Source organism: Chloroflexus sp. MS-G (assembly GCF_000735195.1).
GTDB lineage: Bacteria > Chloroflexota > Chloroflexia > Chloroflexales > Chloroflexaceae > Chloroflexus.
This window is the reverse complement of record NZ_JPIM01000102.1, coordinates 1-15871: the sequence shown is the minus strand read 5'-3', so window position 1 is coordinate 15871 and position 15871 is coordinate 1. Positions and strand designations below refer to the sequence as shown.

General features: G+C 54.6%; 11 protein-coding genes and 2 pseudogenes. 3 read left to right on the top strand and 10 right to left on the bottom strand.

Annotated elements, in window-relative coordinates; translation table 11 throughout:
- Together JE47_RS21830 and JE47_RS0115825 are read left to right on the top strand one after the other, a co-directional pair.
- Positions 1-603: pseudogene (locus JE47_RS21830) on the top strand (hypothetical protein); the annotation flags it as partial.
- A 17-nt stretch (positions 604-620) separates the two neighbouring features.
- Positions 621-1040: a DUF6069 family protein gene (locus JE47_RS0115825; protein WP_031460687.1), complete on the top strand. Its 420-nt coding sequence runs from the start codon at positions 621-623 to the stop codon at positions 1038-1040.
- 317 nt (positions 1041-1357) lie between these two features.
- Here the strand turns inward: JE47_RS0115825 and JE47_RS0115820 are convergent, their stop codons facing one another.
- From JE47_RS0115820 to deoC, 5 genes are all read right to left on the bottom strand, one after another.
- Positions 1358-2887, bottom strand: a complete 1530-nt coding sequence (locus tag JE47_RS0115820) for an FAD-binding domain-containing protein (protein WP_031460686.1) — start codon at positions 2885-2887, stop codon at positions 1358-1360.
- Between the two features lie 219 nt (positions 2888-3106).
- On the bottom strand, positions 3107-5158 hold the full coding sequence (locus tag JE47_RS0115815; protein ID WP_031460685.1) for an ArnT family glycosyltransferase: 2052 nt from the start codon (positions 5156-5158) through the stop codon (positions 3107-3109).
- A complete protein-coding gene (locus JE47_RS0115810; RefSeq protein ID WP_031460684.1) occupies positions 5155-7290 on the bottom strand; it encodes a hypothetical protein in 2136 nt (711 codons plus the stop codon). The genes JE47_RS0115815 and JE47_RS0115810 overlap by 4 nt, the downstream gene beginning before the upstream one ends.
- A 907-nt stretch (positions 7291-8197) precedes the next feature.
- The gene (sucD, locus tag JE47_RS0115805; RefSeq protein ID WP_031460683.1) at positions 8198-9085 is read right to left on the bottom strand and encodes a succinate--CoA ligase subunit alpha; all 888 of its coding nucleotides are present in this window, start codon (positions 9083-9085) and stop codon (positions 8198-8200) included.
- 147 nt (positions 9086-9232) lie between these two features.
- Positions 9233-10024, bottom strand: coding sequence for a deoxyribose-phosphate aldolase (gene deoC / locus JE47_RS0115800; protein ID WP_035419667.1), 792 nt, complete (start codon positions 10022-10024; stop codon positions 9233-9235).
- Between the two features lie 488 nt (positions 10025-10512).
- On the opposite strand from deoC, the gene JE47_RS0115795 reads away from it, so the two are divergent.
- Positions 10513-11418 (top strand): sugar kinase, encoded by a 906-nt coding sequence (locus JE47_RS0115795; protein ID WP_031460681.1) that lies wholly within the window; start codon positions 10513-10515, stop codon positions 11416-11418.
- Between the two features lie 129 nt (positions 11419-11547).
- Here JE47_RS0115795 and JE47_RS0115790 read toward each other — a convergent pair whose 3' ends face one another.
- From JE47_RS0115790 to JE47_RS0115770, 5 genes and pseudogenes are all read right to left on the bottom strand, one after another.
- A complete protein-coding gene (locus JE47_RS0115790) occupies positions 11548-12672 on the bottom strand; it encodes an FtsW/RodA/SpoVE family cell cycle protein (RefSeq protein WP_031460680.1) in 1125 nt (374 codons plus the stop codon).
- Positions 12673-12726: 54 nt separating this feature from the next.
- On the bottom strand, positions 12727-13770 hold the full coding sequence (aroF, locus tag JE47_RS0115785; protein ID WP_031460679.1) for a 3-deoxy-7-phosphoheptulonate synthase: 1044 nt from the start codon (positions 13768-13770) through the stop codon (positions 12727-12729).
- Positions 13771-13853: 83 nt separating this feature from the next.
- Positions 13854-14309, bottom strand: coding sequence for a nucleoside-diphosphate kinase (ndk, locus tag JE47_RS0115780; RefSeq protein WP_031460678.1), 456 nt, complete (start codon positions 14307-14309; stop codon positions 13854-13856).
- A gap of 372 nt (positions 14310-14681) precedes the next feature.
- Positions 14682-15029, bottom strand: coding sequence for a roadblock/LC7 domain-containing protein (locus tag JE47_RS0115775; RefSeq protein ID WP_028457183.1), 348 nt, complete (start codon positions 15027-15029; stop codon positions 14682-14684).
- A gap of 68 nt (positions 15030-15097) precedes the next feature.
- Positions 15098-15871 (bottom strand): annotated as a pseudogene (locus JE47_RS0115770) (tetratricopeptide repeat protein); the annotation flags it as partial.

Genomic DNA, 15871 nt, shown 5'->3' with positions numbered 1-15871 from the left:
AACTTAGTTTACGGACTACTCAGCCTATACGCTCACCACAATCAGCGTCATAACCTGGCGCTGTCTTATGCGCAAGCGACCATTGAACAGGCACAGCGCAGTGGCTTACGAGAGCTGGAAGGGTATGGGTACGACTTTCAAGGTCATGCTCTCCTGGCGCTGCATCACCTCGATGAAGCTGAGCTTTCTTACCAGAAGGCGCTGCATATTCGTCAGCAATTCAATAACCCGGCGCTGGTGCTCGAATCACAAGCCGGTTTAACCCGTGTCGCCCTGGCGCGTCACGATACCACTGAGGCGTTGCGACGTGCCTTACCGATTGTTGATCATTTACTGGCCGGTGGGCATCTTAACGGCGCAGAGGAGACACTACGTATCTACTGGACAGTGTATCAGGCGCTGATGCTCAATGCGGATGCACGTGCCAGCGCTATTCTAGCGTTAGGCTATCATCTGATTCAAGAGCGAGCGGATAGGCTGAGCGATCCGCGTCAACGCTCGATCTATCTCAATATCGATGTGCATCGTCAGATCGTAGCTACCTATCAGGCTCAAATTGGTCAGTCTGATCGGCCAATGTCATCTCATATGTCGGTAGCTTGAGCTACTCTGGAGGTGCTATGAATCGCTTTGATCGTCACATCAACCCGCGCCAGCTCCCAAAGGCTGCGCTCATTGGGGCTGCGATTGGTGTTGTCGCTAATCTGATAGTATACGCGATAGCGCGTGGTGGTGGCCTTGAGTTTAGTGCGCCGGTACCACCTACCAATCAACCAATGCCCTTACCGGTCGTCGCGGTTGTTGTCGCTACTGTTATACCGGCGATTGGTGCGGCTGTGTTACTGGCACTGCTCAATCGGTTTACCTCGCGACCATTGCGTGTGTTTCTGATCTGTGCAGGAGTTGTATTAGTACTCTCGTTTGCCGGGCCTTTTACTTTGCCTGTTAGTCTGCTCGAACAAATGATTCTCAACCTGATGCATGTGATTGCAGCAGGCGCCATTGTTTGGGCACTCGTGAATTATACGGTAGAGAAATAAGCGCCTGTCCGAACAATGCTGTTGCGGGAAACGAAGGTCAGCAAATGAGGTTGCCCCTCATCAGATCGGAGGGCATCCGAAAGTGTCATTTTCTACAATCCGCGACGACGTTCGGGTACCGAATAGGCATTGGCCGTTCGGCAACCGTTGGATGTATCTGTAGGAGCAGGGCGCTGCCTCGCCTCAAGTCCCAAGTGGAGCCTTTATCCAGAAAGTTCTACACAAAATCGAATCCGCTCGTCAGTTGTTTGCTCGTCCTTTCTCTCGCTTTCAATCCTATCGAGCAATCTTCTCTTGCATGGTCGTAGCGTTCGCGATTACAAGTCGAGTCTGAGCTGACGATCGGTAACAGCGCCGGATGTACGCCTACGAGTTGCTTGCCAGCGCCGCGAACCGTGGCGCTCATGTACTGCGGCTGCTTCTTGCGCCGTTTCTGGTCGGGCACGTACTGCCGCGATTGCTGCCCGCGCTCGCCGGTAGGCAACGTCGTGGTCAACGATTGGTGCTGGATAGTCGCGCCCAATCCGACATCCGGCACGCTCCTGGCTGCTACGGTCAAGCAGCCATGGGGTGTGAATGTACGCAGTCGGAATGTTTGCCAGCTCAGGTACCCAACGCCGGATGAAGATGCCCTCTGGATCATGGTCAATACTCTGCTTGATAGGATTGTAGATACGAATCGTGCGATTCCCCGACGTGCCGGCTTGCATCTGCATCTGACAGTAATGAATGCCTGGTTCATAATCGATCCAGCGTCGGGCTAACATAAGTGCCGGTTCGCGCCAGTGCTGCCAGAGATCGTAGGCAACAAAACTGACCAGCATTGCCCGCATCCGAAAATTGAGCCATCCGGTGGCAGTGAGTGCACGCATACAGGCATCAACAAATGGATAACCGGTGCGCCCAGCAGCCCACGCTACCATCAGGTCAGGGCGATAGTGTTCCTCGCGCATGCCGTCATACGCTCGCACCAGATTGCGAATCTCTATTTCGGGTTCATCTTCAAGTTTCTGGATGAAGTGACAACGCCAGTGCAAACGCGACTCAAACGCAGTGAGTGCTCGCAGCCACGATCGTTCTTCTGGGGCAGCATTGGCGTTAAGTTCGGCAATGCGTTGACGTGTTTTTTGAACCACCGTGCGGATCGATAATGCACCCCAAGTCAGATAGGCGCTCAAGCGTGAACAACCTTCCCACGCCGTTAGTGGGCTGGAGAGTGCCCGATGGTAGTTGCGGCTTCGTCGGTAGAGAAAATCGTCGAGGAGTCTGAGTGCGGCTGTTTCACCGGGTGGTTGGTGTTCGGTTAGGGTGTCAGGCGGCAATGATAGGTCTTGAGCAGTTGGAATTGCGCCTGGATCAATTGCGAGTGTTGGTAAGACCGATGGTGGGCTGGCCGGTGTTGCGCTCATGCGCTGTTCCCAGTGAGCCTGCCATTCATCACGTGATGATAGGCGGCGTACAACGCCATTTTGGGGCAGCTCATAAAACGGAATTCCGCGTGTTCGTGCCCATCGCCGCACGGCCCGGTCACGGGCATAGCTCAATAGATTTCCCGTTTCTTCGTGGGCCCAGATCGCTTCGACAGGCCATTCCCGTGTCAGTTGGTCGAGAACATCAACAGCTTCACCTACGCGCACGACCAGGGGTTGACCGAGCCTTGCCAGAGCGGTGCGTAGTTCGTGGAGGCATCCGCGAATGAATGTCCAATGCCGGGTTGCGAAATCAGGTGCATGCACGAGCGATGGCTCGACGATGTAGAGTGGGAATACCGGGCCACGTGCGGCAGCGGCACTTAACGCCGGATGATCGTGAATGCGCAGATCGCGTTTGAACCAGACAAGCTGCATAATGTGTCAAAGGGTAGCATAACATAATGATGCCCGCATCATGTATGGTACCACGGTTAAGGTTATTGCTAAAACATACTACAGCGAAAAGATATGGCATATACCCAACGTAGGCCAGTGACCCACACCTTCAGGCGACCGTCTAAGGTAGGTGATATTTTGTGATATTTGTCGGTGTTCTTCCGCTGTTGCACCGTCCAATCGTGAAGCTCTACCCAGTCACTCTTTGTTCTTTGTCTCTATACGATCAACAACGATACCCAATGTGCGGCCATCTGGAGCTGTCCACGGTGTTACCCGCAGCTCAATCTCGCGTAACCTACTATGAGTTGTATGCGATGGTAGTTGGATGGTTAACCAGCGCCACGCTGTATCAAGCTTGAACGGGTGACAAATGTTGTCAACGCAGAATTGACCATTTACGGGAGCGTCAGGGCGTAATGCTGCCATACGCAGCCGCACAACCCGACTGTTTGCCGGTAATCGGATGCGGGCCACGGCACTCGTCCAGCGGCTGTGGACTCCGGCCAACGTTTCTGCCGGATAAAACCCGGTCAGATAACCGAAGTCTAATCCATCACCAACATCAATGATTGCCGACGGCGACGGGTATGTGTCACGCCAGGCCAGATCGAGAAGGCGTTGTTCACTCACGTATTGCGGTCGGTATGCCTGTTGCGCTGCGGGTAGATCACCCATTTCGCGCAACAGATCGCCCAGCCGAACATACGATGGTGGGTAGAGCAGGTTGAGGCGCTGCGCGGCTCGATATGCGCTTAATGCACCGTCAATATCTTGTTGGGCGCGTAACACATCGCCCAACGCCAGATAGCCGTCGGGGGTAGGATGGGCAGCGATTGCCTGCTGATAGGCAGTTGTAGCCAGCGCTAGGTTGCCTGATAGACGGGCAAGATCACCACTGAGCCGCCAAAAGCTCCGCAGGCTGCCCTGAATGGCGTACTCCCAGTGATAAGCCATTCCTATCGAGAGGCCAACTGCACCGCTGACCACAAGTGCGACACCGAGTGCTTTGGGCACCAGATGAGGCCGGTCTCTGAATGCAACCCAGGCTCGAGCTGCGTATGGAATAAGGGCAAAGAAGATAAAATGGCGGTAGCGTCCTTCCCCATGGGTTACCAGCGATACGGCTATGAAGTAGACCAGCCATAGCCCAAACAAGATTGCCGGTGTTCGTCTATGGAAGGCTGCATACACAAGCGCAGCAATACCGCTAATGGCGATCAGCACGTAGAGCAGGTCATCGAAGAGCAGGGCGGCAAAGAACAACAATGGTGGTGGGTCGGCCCGATAATCTTCAAGGAGGAACCGATCCTGAATCGCTTTCACCCGCCAGATTGCCAGCCAGTTGGGCCACAGTTTGCGCAGCAGGATGGCTGGGTCTTCACGCAGTCGTTCGAGGCCACGCGCAGTAGCGTAAGCCGCACGTTCGGCAGGGTCAGGAATTGTTTCGAGCACGCGAAAGATGGTTGCCATATCTTCGCGTGGTTCATTGAAAGCCCAGAGGTTGTACGAGAGACCAGTTTCGATCAGAATGCAGCTACGGTAACTCAGGCAATTACGAATCGTCCACGGCGCCACGACGATCATGGCCGTTATCGCGAACGCACATCCGACCAAGAGTGCCGCCGGACGGCGGAACAGGTACTGCCAGTGACCCGCAGCACTTGCTGCAACCCAGACCACTACGATGAGCGTAAAGTACAGCGGTAGCGAGCGAGTCAGAAGCGCCAGTCCCCATAGTCCACTGGCTGCAAACAACCGCCAATCGCGCCATTGTGCACCACGTTGCCACCAGACCAGTAGTAACCAGCAGGCTGTGCCGAAGAGCGCCGTGAACAACGTTTCACTCATATAAAGTGCGGCAAACGTGGCGTAGGTAAGGAGAATGGCTGCACTGAGGGCGGCAAGCCGATGTACCGGCGGCCCTGCGTCGTCGTTGATAGCCTGTGACAGACGGTATATCAGAAAGACGTTAAACACACTGACCGCGATGTTGGGTAGTGCAGCCAGCCAGACATCACCTCCACTGAGCCAGAGTGATCCGGCCAGCCAGAGCGGATAGAGTGGTGCCCGCAACCAATGGTAACGTTCGTAGAAACTCCAGCCGCGTCCGGCCAGTAGGTCGCGGGCGACCGTGAGATATTCGACTTCATCGTTCGCCGGCAAATGCAGGGGTTGCATCCAGAGCGCTAATCGAATCAGAGCGGCCAGCGATAGGATTGCAATAAGCCACCATACTTCGCGTTTCATCGTACCTCCGCGAAGACAAGTTGTACCCCAAGCCGACGACCATCAGCACTAGCCGGATCGTACTGGCGGGGCCAGAAGGTAGGGGAACGAATAGAGATGATGACTTCTCGCGACGAGGTTGTTATTGGTAACGGTAAGGTGATGGTTTGCCGGTCAGCACCAATCGTAAACGGTTGCGGTTTCCTACCGGTAACAGTTACCCAGATCGTTACCGCACTCTTGTCTGGACGACCGCTCTGTAGGGTTAGTGCAATCTGCTGCGCACCGGCCGGAGCGGTTAGTCGCACCTGTGCCCAGCGGGTTGTCCAACGCCAGTGGTGTTCACCCGGAAGCGGCTGGTGCATGCCACGGATAAAACCCAAATCCAGACCATCACCCAGCAGCAGCCTCGTTGGTGGCGGGGTTACTGCCCGTGCCCAAAGCCAGGCGGCGAGGTCTTCACGTGATGCGGTGGCGAATCCGTTCAGTTCACGTTGTGCAGCAATCAGATCGCCTTGGCGTCGCAGGACATCACCGCGCAGCAGATGTGGGTGGGGATGGGCAGGAAGTACGGAAATGGCTTCATCAAGCCAGTGCAGTGCTGTGGTTTCATCACCACCAAGCAGAGCGGCTCTGGCCAGTGCGACGCGGGCCAGTACCGATTGTCCGTCATACGCTAGTGCTTTGGATGCTGCATTTGCTGCCGTCATTGCATCGCCGTTGGTAAGCGCCTGCTCGGCCAGCAACAGATTCCAGTGCTTGTTCGCCAGTTGCCATGCCATGATGGGATATGGTGCATGCCAGAGCGTGATTAGTACCATAAAGAACGGTACGAGCAGTGTCCATCGCTGACGATGTGGGAAAGCTGTACGTAATCTTACTTGCCAGGCTGCACCTGTCATACCGGTGTAGGCAAGAAGAACTGGATAGAGCGGAAGCCGATAACGAAGTTCAACGTGGAAGATCAGCGTGGTAAAAAGAACATAAGCAGCCCAGGCACCCAACAACCAGCCTGGTTGTGTTAATGTGCGGAAGAATGCCGAAGAGCGTTGTGACGGATCAGGTTGTACCGTTTGCCAGCGTTGTACCAGGCCGTAGCTACCAACCAGCAAGATCAGCAGCCATACGCCATCGCCAAGTACCAGGCGAGCCGCAACTTCAGCCGCCGACACCCAGATCGCCGGTCGTGCCCGCATATCGTCGGTATGTTCGAGCGCGAAAAAGCGACGTAACTCCTGGCCCATTTTTATGATGAAACGCACCGGATCGGCCAGAATAGCTGCTACTCCCCGTTCGGTTGCCAGTCGCTGTCGGTATAGACGATCTTCACCGAGCGCATAAAGTTGAGCTTTTACCGCTTCCCGACCGGCAGGATCGTTGTCAAGCCATAGATTCTCGGCACCAGTGGTGTCGATTAAAATGACTCCCCCGTAGGTTAGGGTATTACGGATCGTCCATGGCCCTACTACCAGCGCCCATCCCAATAAAAACATACCGATACGAATGAACGTCTGTCGACGTTGCCCGCTTTGCCAGCCATTGATCAGCCACCAACCCATAGTTAGCGGCAAGAGTGGCAATGCCACTGAGCGGATTAGGCACAATGCACCGGTAACAACACCGGCACAGACCGCGAGTCGAGAGGTCTGTTGTGGTAACAGGATCAACCAGAAGAGCAGACTGAGACCGGCTAGAAAGAGGGTTTCTGTCAGTAGTTCGGTAGCGTTAGCTGCCAGCGTGTAATTGAGGGCGGTAAGTAAACCGGCCAGCAAACCGGCCCAGCGGGCAAAGGCAGGTGGTGCTTGCGGTACACTGCGTCGTGCAAGAGTATGGGTGAGCAGAATGATGAGCGGTACCGTGAGCGTACTAATGATACTTTGCACCAGACGCAGGTTTTGCACCAGCGAATCAACAAAGAGGATCGCCGTCGCCAGAAAAAGTGGGTACAGCGGTGGCCGCATCAGACGTAGTTCGACGTACCGCCGTTCTTGCAAGAGGGTTATGGCCTGGGCTAGATACTCAGCTTCATCGCCGCCTAACGGATACAGTTCACGCCAGCGCCAGACCAGCAGGCGAAACACCAATCCCAGCCCGGTTAGAGCCATAATTGCCAGCCACCAGTTTCTTCGATAACCTGCCTGGTTGAGAGTCATATTAAAAGACCTGCCACAGAGAAGAGCGGGTATGACCTCCGCCTGTTATAGCGTTCCTACTAATCCTCTGCGTGAACCTTGTGAGTTCCTCACTTGATCTGACCCCGCTACCAAGGAGAACCGTGGATCAGACGGGGGTTTTCAATGTTCTCAACTTTGGTTCGTCCGCACTGCTGGGCAATGCAATAGCGTCGGGGCATCGACGAGCATCCAACACCTGTTTCCGATGCTTGCTGAACCACGCGGTTACCAGAATACACGGTTTGCGCAGACAGTATTGGTATCAGAGAGTGCAAGGAAGCTGAAAGGCCGCTAAGAGCGTGATCAAAAACCTGAATTGCTTATTGGGAATGTACCGTGCCTAGGTAACCCACTCGTTGGGGGCAACGTTCTGTTCCCCCATCCACCGCACGTTCCTGCCGCCGAGTGGGCAGCGCCAGGCGCTGCGTGTGACAGGCTGGGTGAGCGAGAGTTATCCCGCTGCACCTTCCCCTTCTGCTCCCTGTGGATGAGAGGAGGAGGGAAGGGGAAGGTGAGGGCCGCCAGGCGTGCTCTATAGTAACAGGCACTGAAACCGTCGAAACCCTTTGCCATCGCGTCGAGGAGACGCAGGCGTTGCCCGCCGCTGTTTCCCTGACCATTATGGTGCGGTCATAGTCGAGACTCTTCAAAAGCCCAGGTTTTTGATCAGGCTCTAAGGTTCCCTCTCTAGTTGGGATTCGCATGCTCGTATGCGCCATTCCCTCCAGTTTGACCGTTATACACGCGAGAACGGTCGAGCACAATACCTGCGAGGTATGGAACCTTCTCTTGTGAGCGTGAAACCATAGAAAGCGGACACCTCACCTGCCCCTCCTCGTATGAGCGAGGAGGGGCAGCGGGAATGGGGGGCAGCCACACGTTTCAGTTATACCTTCCGTGCACTCAGCGCCTCTTTCACCAAACCGGCAATATCAGCTGGCATACGGGCTACGCGCACTCCGACACTCTCAAGAGCGGCAATCTTCTCTTGGGCTGTTCCTTCACCGCCACTAATGATCGCGCCGGCGTGTCCCATTCGCTTTCCGGGCGGTGCTGTCTGACCGGCAATGAAGCCTACTACCGGCTTACTGACGTGAGCTTTAATGTACGCTGCTGCCTCTTGTTCGGCGGTACCACCAATCTCGCCGATCAGAACGATGGCTTCAGTCTGCGGATCGGCTTCAAACATTGCCAACACATCGATAAAGTTTGTGCCGATGATCGGATCACCGCCGATTCCAACAATCGTACTCTGACCAATACCCAGCCGTGTGAGTGCGTCAACTGCTTCGTATGTCAATGTTCCTGATTTGCTGACAATGCCGACGGGGCCGGGCATGGCAATATTGCCGGGAATGATGCCTACTTTGGCAGCACCCGGTGTGAGGAGGCCGGGGCAGTTAGGACCGATCAGACGTACTCCGCACTCCTGGATAAAGGCATAGGTGCTAACCATGTCGAGCGCCGGAATGCCTTCAGTGATACAAACAATCAAGGGAATACCGGCTGCTGCCGACTCACGAATGGCATCAGGTGCGAAGGGTGCCGGTACATAAATCACGGCAGTATTCGCACCTGTAGCTGCTACCGCTTCTGACACCGTGTTAAATACCGGTACCCTGCCATCAATTGCCGTTTGTCCGCCACGCCCTGGCACAACTCCGGCTACAACCTTTGTCCCGTACTCGATCATCTGGCGAGTATGGAATTCTCCTTCTTTGCCGGTAATTCCCTGTACCAACAATCGGGTGTTGGCATCGATCAGAATGCTCACTCGTTCCTCCTTGTCATCTGTATACACATACGCGATTAGCGTTTTGCCTGCATCTCTCGGTAACATGCGCTTCTTCAACATACCCCATCCTCTCTGGCCGAAAAGAGGATGGTAGATGCTGATTCAACAGCGCCTGCGTCAGCGTTTCTAATACATATCGCTACGTCGTGGTTCTGAAGCGGTTCCTTCTGCTTCTTGTACAATCACCACTCCAGCCGAAGTACCAATGCGGCTTGCTCCCGCTCCAATCAGCTCCTGCGCCATTGCCAGTGAGCGTATTCCGCCCGACGCCTTCACCCCGATGGTCGGGCCAACGGTTGCTCGCATGAGTCGAATGTCGGCAACGGTTGCCCCACCTGGCCCAAAACCGGTACTGGTTTTGACAAAATCAGCCCCGGCACGTACTGCCAGAATACAGGCCGCAATCTTTTCGATATCGGTCAGCAGACCGGTTTCCAGAATAACTTTGACCAGCACACCACTGGCATGCGCAGCATCGGTTACGGCACGAATATCATCGACGACGGCGTGATACTCGCGGCCGCGCAATGCACCAATCGCCATCACCATATCAACTTCGTGTGCACCGTGACCAATTGCTTGCACCGTTTCAAAGACTTTCACTTTCGTGGTCGTTGCGCCGAGCGGAAAGCCTATAACCGTGCAAACACGTACCGGAGAACCGGCCAGGGCACGTGCGCAGCGCTCGACATAACGCGGATTGACACAAACACTGGCGAAGCGGTACTGTTTGGCTTCATTGCATAGCCGATCAATCTGATCAACCGTTGCTTCAGCTTTAAGCAAAGTGTGATCAATCAGGCTGGCAATCGGCGTGTCTGAGGCTGGTGGGGGTGGTAAATTCGCTAACGGCGTCCCGGTCGGAAGACCGACCAGTGACTCTATTTGTGCCCGCACCTGTGCGATTACATCTTCCACGGTAACGCTCCTCTTGACGGGCGGCGCCCTCATTCGACATCATTCACGATGCTATTGTAGCATAGCCAGACAAGCTGTTCGCTGAATGGCAATGATAGGCGATTGACAGCGCGGATTGATTGCAAAGCCGGTTTTCGCACAGCGATTTTGGTGAAAAGGAATATCCTTTGCTTATCTATTTCACGCTACGTCACACCTCCATCTGCGACCTGATCCGGGAGCGCGGGCCTCTGGCCCGCCTCCTGATGGAGGATCGTGCCTTTCTCCCCATTCTTTTCCTGTCGTAGAGCGATTTGGTGTGCGATAATGGGGTTTTTGGTATTGCGATGCGTAATCTGCTCTTGCTTGAAGTGGTTCGAGACAACAAGACGACGCCCTGTCTTTCCATTTGAATCGGCGTACTCCGTGCGCAGGAGAAATGCCCCGTTTCTAACACGAATGACGGTACGATGCAAATATGCGAAATAACGAGACTTGGGAGGTTAATAATGACACGTTTTGATGTGATCGGCGTAGGGATTGCCAGTTGGGATTTGATCGGTGTGACAGCACACCCACCTACCCTTGGTCAAAAGCAGTCATTGGCCGGATATGTGGAGATGGGAGGTGGCCCGGTGGCAACGGCCCTGGTAACGCTGGCCCGGCTCGGAGCACGAGTGGCATTGTTGAGTGCTGTTGGTGATGATCGGTATGGAACTGCTATTCGCGTAGAGCTGAACCGCTTTGGAGTTGATACCTCTCTCCTTATGACGGGTCATGGCTCGTCGCACATTGCCTTCGTCCTGGCCGAGCCAGGAAGCGACCGGCGTACTGTCTGGTGGTACAACGAAGCGGCTGTCTTTAGCAATCTTGACTTTCCACCAGCACTGGCATCACAAACTCGTGCCTTGCTGATCGACAGTCATCTGCCAGTTGCACTGACGGCTGCTCGTCAGGTGCGCGCTGCTGGCGGACGGATCATGATTGACGCTGAGCGGGTGAATCCGACGGTGCTAGAGTTGCTGCCTCTGTGTGATGACATTGTGGTCTCGGCCAATTTTGCCCGTGCGGTGACCGGTCTTTCTGATCTGGCTGCGGCAACGCAGGCTCTGGCCGAACAGTATCGCACATTGGTTGTAGTGACGGCTGGTGAGGCTGGAAGTTGGGCCTGTTCAGGTGGCGAACTGATCTTTACGCCTGCATTTCCTACCAGTCCGGTGGATACGACCGGTTGTGGAGATGTTTTTCACGGTGCACTGCTCTTTTCTTTACTCCGTAACGATCCCTTGCCGGTGGCTTTGCGTTTTGCCAGCGCCGCTGCCGCGCTCAAAACGCGAGGTCTCGGTGGTCGGAGTACTCTGCCAACATTGGCCGAGGTTGAGACATTCATGCGCGAAGCTCCACCAACACCATAGTCCGGCTTGCATTCCAGCCTTGGTTGTTGAGAGTGTGGAGCTGAACACGCTCAAAAAGCACGGCCTCACCTCTGATGGTGACGGACTTCAAACGTAAGGGCGAGGTACCGCCTCGCCCTTATGTCCTCCTTAAAAAGCAATTTGCCGATGACGCAGACTGATGCTTTGTAAAAGACCGATCGCGGCCAGTGAGGTCAGCATAAAACTCCCACCGGCTGAGATGAACGGTAGTGGAAGACCAGTAACCGGCAATAAACTCATGTTCATGCCGAGATTGATCACGATGTGGCTGAAGAACATTCCAAAAATGCCGAAAGCAACCAGTCGTCCAAATTGATCACGGGCTTTTCCGGCAACAGTGAGCGTTTGCCAGAGTAAGACAGCTAGAAAGACGATCAACACCACACCACCAATGAAGCCTAACTCTTCACCGATTACCGCAAAGATAAAGTCGGTATGTTGTACCGGCACGTAGTTGCCCTGGCTAAACAGACCGCGGGTAAGTCCTGCACCGGTAAGACCGCCCGAACTAATTGCGTTAAGTGCTTGAATCACGTTATAAGCAGCATTAAAATCAGCCTCCGCCGGATTGGTGAGCAGATAGTAAAAGGTGCTGAGCCGGATTTGCTGATACGAGTCGAGCACGTAATGCCAGGCAATCCACGCAAGGGGAATTGATACAACGAGTAATGTCAGCAATTGCGATAACCGCATACCGCCCCCCCACGCGATCACCAACCAGATGCTGGCCATGACCAGGGTTGTTCCTAGATCAGGTTGAATAAAGACCAATGCCATGGGGGGGATTGCAATCAATAGGCCACCGGCCTGAACTACCCAGCTTTCGCCACGATCAGCATGGTGCTGCCAGTAGGTGGCAAGCGTCAGGATTAACATTAGTTTTGCCAACTCGGCCGGCTGAAACGTACGTTCTCCGATGGCAATCCAGCTTTGTGCCCCTTCGCTGATGCGCCCAACAACCAGCACTGCGCTCAGTAGAAGAACAATACCGATGTAGAGCGGTCGAGCGAGACTCGAGAGCAGACGGTAATCAAACAGCATCATGGCTCCCATGAGGAGCAGACCAATGATGATGTAGATGATTTGACGGTCAAAGACAGGACGTAGTGGGAGCCCATTACCGGCTACGGCGTTAAGGGTAGCACTGTGGAGCGCTAAAATGCCGATAATGAGCAACACGACCACGCTTCCCAATATGGCCCAGTCCAGATCACGCCAGCGTCTGATCTCCATTCTTATCCCTCTTTGGGTATTCTCAAGCAGCCGGGGTTATGCCCAGATTCGTTGTTAACCGGATTGCGTGATCCTGTTGTGTATGAGCGGTCGTCCGATTGCTATGGCAATCCGTTGCAATTGTTGCATTAATTCGGCGAAACGTTCAGGTACCAGCGATTGGGTGCCGTCACAAACAGCAAAGGCCGGATTATCGTGCACTTCAACGATCAAACCGTCAGCACCGGCAGCAATTGCCGCTCGCGCCATCGGTATTACCATATCGGCCCGTCCACTGGCGTGTGATGGATCAACGATCACTGGGAGATGAGAAAGTTTCTTGATCAGCGGAACCGCTCCCAGGTCGAGAGTAAAGCGAAGACTGTCGTCAAATGTGCGAATCCCTCGTTCGCACAGGACAACATGCGGATTTCCCTCGGCCAGAATGTATTCAGCGGCCAAGAGCAGGTCTTTCACCGTGGCAGCAAAACCTCGTTTGAGCAGGACAGGATGCCGAGTACGTCCGACTGCACGGAGCAGCGAATAGTTTTGCATGTTACGCGCACCGATTTGCAACATATCGGCGTACTGGTTTACCAGGGGGAGGGTTTCTGTGTCCATCACTTCGGTAACGACCGGCATCCCAGTTAGTGCCCGTGCTTCGGCCAGAATCTGTAACCCGGCTTCCCCCAAACCCTGGAAGGTATAGGGCGATGTCCGTGGTTTGTAGGCGCCACCCCGCAGCATCACGGCGCCGGCAGCTTGCACAGCATGTGCTATGTTCAGCGTTTGCTCACGACTCTCAACAGTACACGGGCCGGCAATAATGGCAATCCCATGACCACCAATTGGCACCCCTCCGACGTCGACGACGGTATCGAGTTCTTTGAATTCCCGACTTACTAGCTTATACGGGGCTGTTACGCGGATTAATTGGCTCACGCCGGGCAAACGTTGTAATCGCCCGGCTTGCTCAATCGGGCCTTGATTTCCCGTTATGCCAATTGCAGTGCGGGTTGGCCCCGGCATTGGGTGCGGGGTGAATCCCATAGCCCGGATTTCGGCGCACACGGCTTCAATCTGCTCTGCCGTGGCATGGGCTTCCATGACTACCAGCATAGACAAGTTGGCGGTTGGTTGCAATCATCTGATCGCGCCAACCGCATTGACGGACAGTAATGTCCGTTATCGATAACCCTGAACTATTCGTAGATCCAACCGTCAAGAGAGCGATTCCACTCACCAACCAGCTCATGGGGCTGGAAGAAGATAGCCGTTTCGCGTTCGCCACTTTCCGGCGAGTCTGAGGCGTGAATCAGATTTCTGCCAATATCTACCCCAAAATCACCGCGGATTGTACCTGGTGCAGCTTTAGCCGGGTTGGTTGCGCCAACCATCGCACGAACCAGCTCGACAGTGCCTGGCTTACCGGCGACAACCGCCAATACGACCGGCCCAGAGGTGATATAGCTGACCAGACCATTGAAAAAGCTCTTGCCTTCATGCTCGGCATAATGCCGACGGGCAAGGGCTTCATCTACCTGCATCAGTTTGAGACCTTGAAACTTTAAGCCACGTTGCTCGAACCGGCTAATGATAGCACCAATCAGTCCTCGCTGTACTGCGTCAGGTTTCAGGATTAACAATGCACGTTCCATGGACACCTCATTACGTTACGAAACAGTTGTTTTCCTCGGTCAGTATACCATAACCCGAATGTCTGCTCTTCAGGACGAGCACCCGACGAACATCAGCGACCCGCGTACTCAGGACGTCTGGCTCTCTCCCTTTCCCACACAGCGAGAGGAAGGGCACGGGTAAAGCGCGTCTGCTGATGGATAAACCTGCTGACCAACCGTTCACCGCTTTGCCAGGGGAGACGAAGGGGAAAAGGTGCGATAGAGGTATCTATCCTCCCCCTCAGCCGTTACGGAAGGGCTATACTCCTTGTGGCAGATAGAAGCGAACAACGAAGAACGACAGACTGATCGCCTGTCGTTCTTTGCAGCAGATACGTGTCCTGTCTGCGATCAGATCGGTACTGCTTCGCTGATCCGTTTAGCAGCACGGCGCATTTCCATTTTGACCAGACCAAGGTTGACCGTGCGCTGGGTGATCACCACCAGGATTAGCTCTTTGGCTTCGAGCATCAAGATCGAACCGTCTTTGGCATCAATGATTGAATCGACGAGATTCCCGACCCCTAGCCGTCGGGTTGCCTTGTCAATTTCGCCGAAGACCGCTGCTGACATTGCGCCCAGGATCTCAGCATCTTCTTCATCAAGCAGCGTGCTGGCGACAACCAAACCATCTTTGCCGACCAGCAAGCTCCCAATGACGCCATCGACCCGGATGAGATCTTCTACAATGCGTCGCATGCTAAACCTTTCTTGTGGTGCCATCGTGTAGTCTGCTTTCGTCTACTCAAAAACGACGGATACCTCACTTATTCTGCAAAAGTGGCGCTGTACGTAGCAATTGCCTCTTCCAGTCGCCCTTGACGCGAATAAACATCGCCGAGAATGCGGTATAACTGTCGTAGAACCGGCCTCTCTTCAACCGTGTTGATGAGATCCTCCAGTTCTTCGGCCATTTGAGCCAGTAGATTGGAGTGTTTAAGTAATCGCCGGTAAATAACGGCCATCAATTCAGCCTGACCGGTTTGCGCACAGAGACGGGCAATGGTAAATGCCAATGCATGATTGGTCGGATTGGAGCTAAGCTGTCGCAGATAATCGTCTATGGTTGTATTGCCGGTTGGAATAAAATCTTCCGGTGCACGTGGGCGGAGTGGCGCCCGTGCAGATCGACCCCGTCCACTGCTGGCAGCTTCCCGACGGGCGAAACGCAGGTCGTCTCGCGTCGGTGTTACGTTCCGGCGTTCTTCACTGACGGATGGCCGCGATGTTGGTTGTGATTTCGCTCGCTCACCAAGTGGTGGTAGTACAACCCGTGCTGGCTCGGCTTTCGGTAGCTCCGGCGGCGTCTGCCAGATGTCATCAAGGGCGTCGAGGGGTTCGGGAACGAAGCCAATGTCCTCTGGCGCCGGTGTTCGTGGTGGTTCCTCTCTGCGTGGTGCGGTACGAACAGCTTTTGCGACCGGTGCCGTTTCAGCAACGCTGAAGTCGAACAGGTCATCTTCAGATGTAACCGCACTCTCTGGTTGCGGTTGAGTTTGTCGAGCAGCCTCCAGTTGGGCAATCTCTTCGGGCGAGAGGCC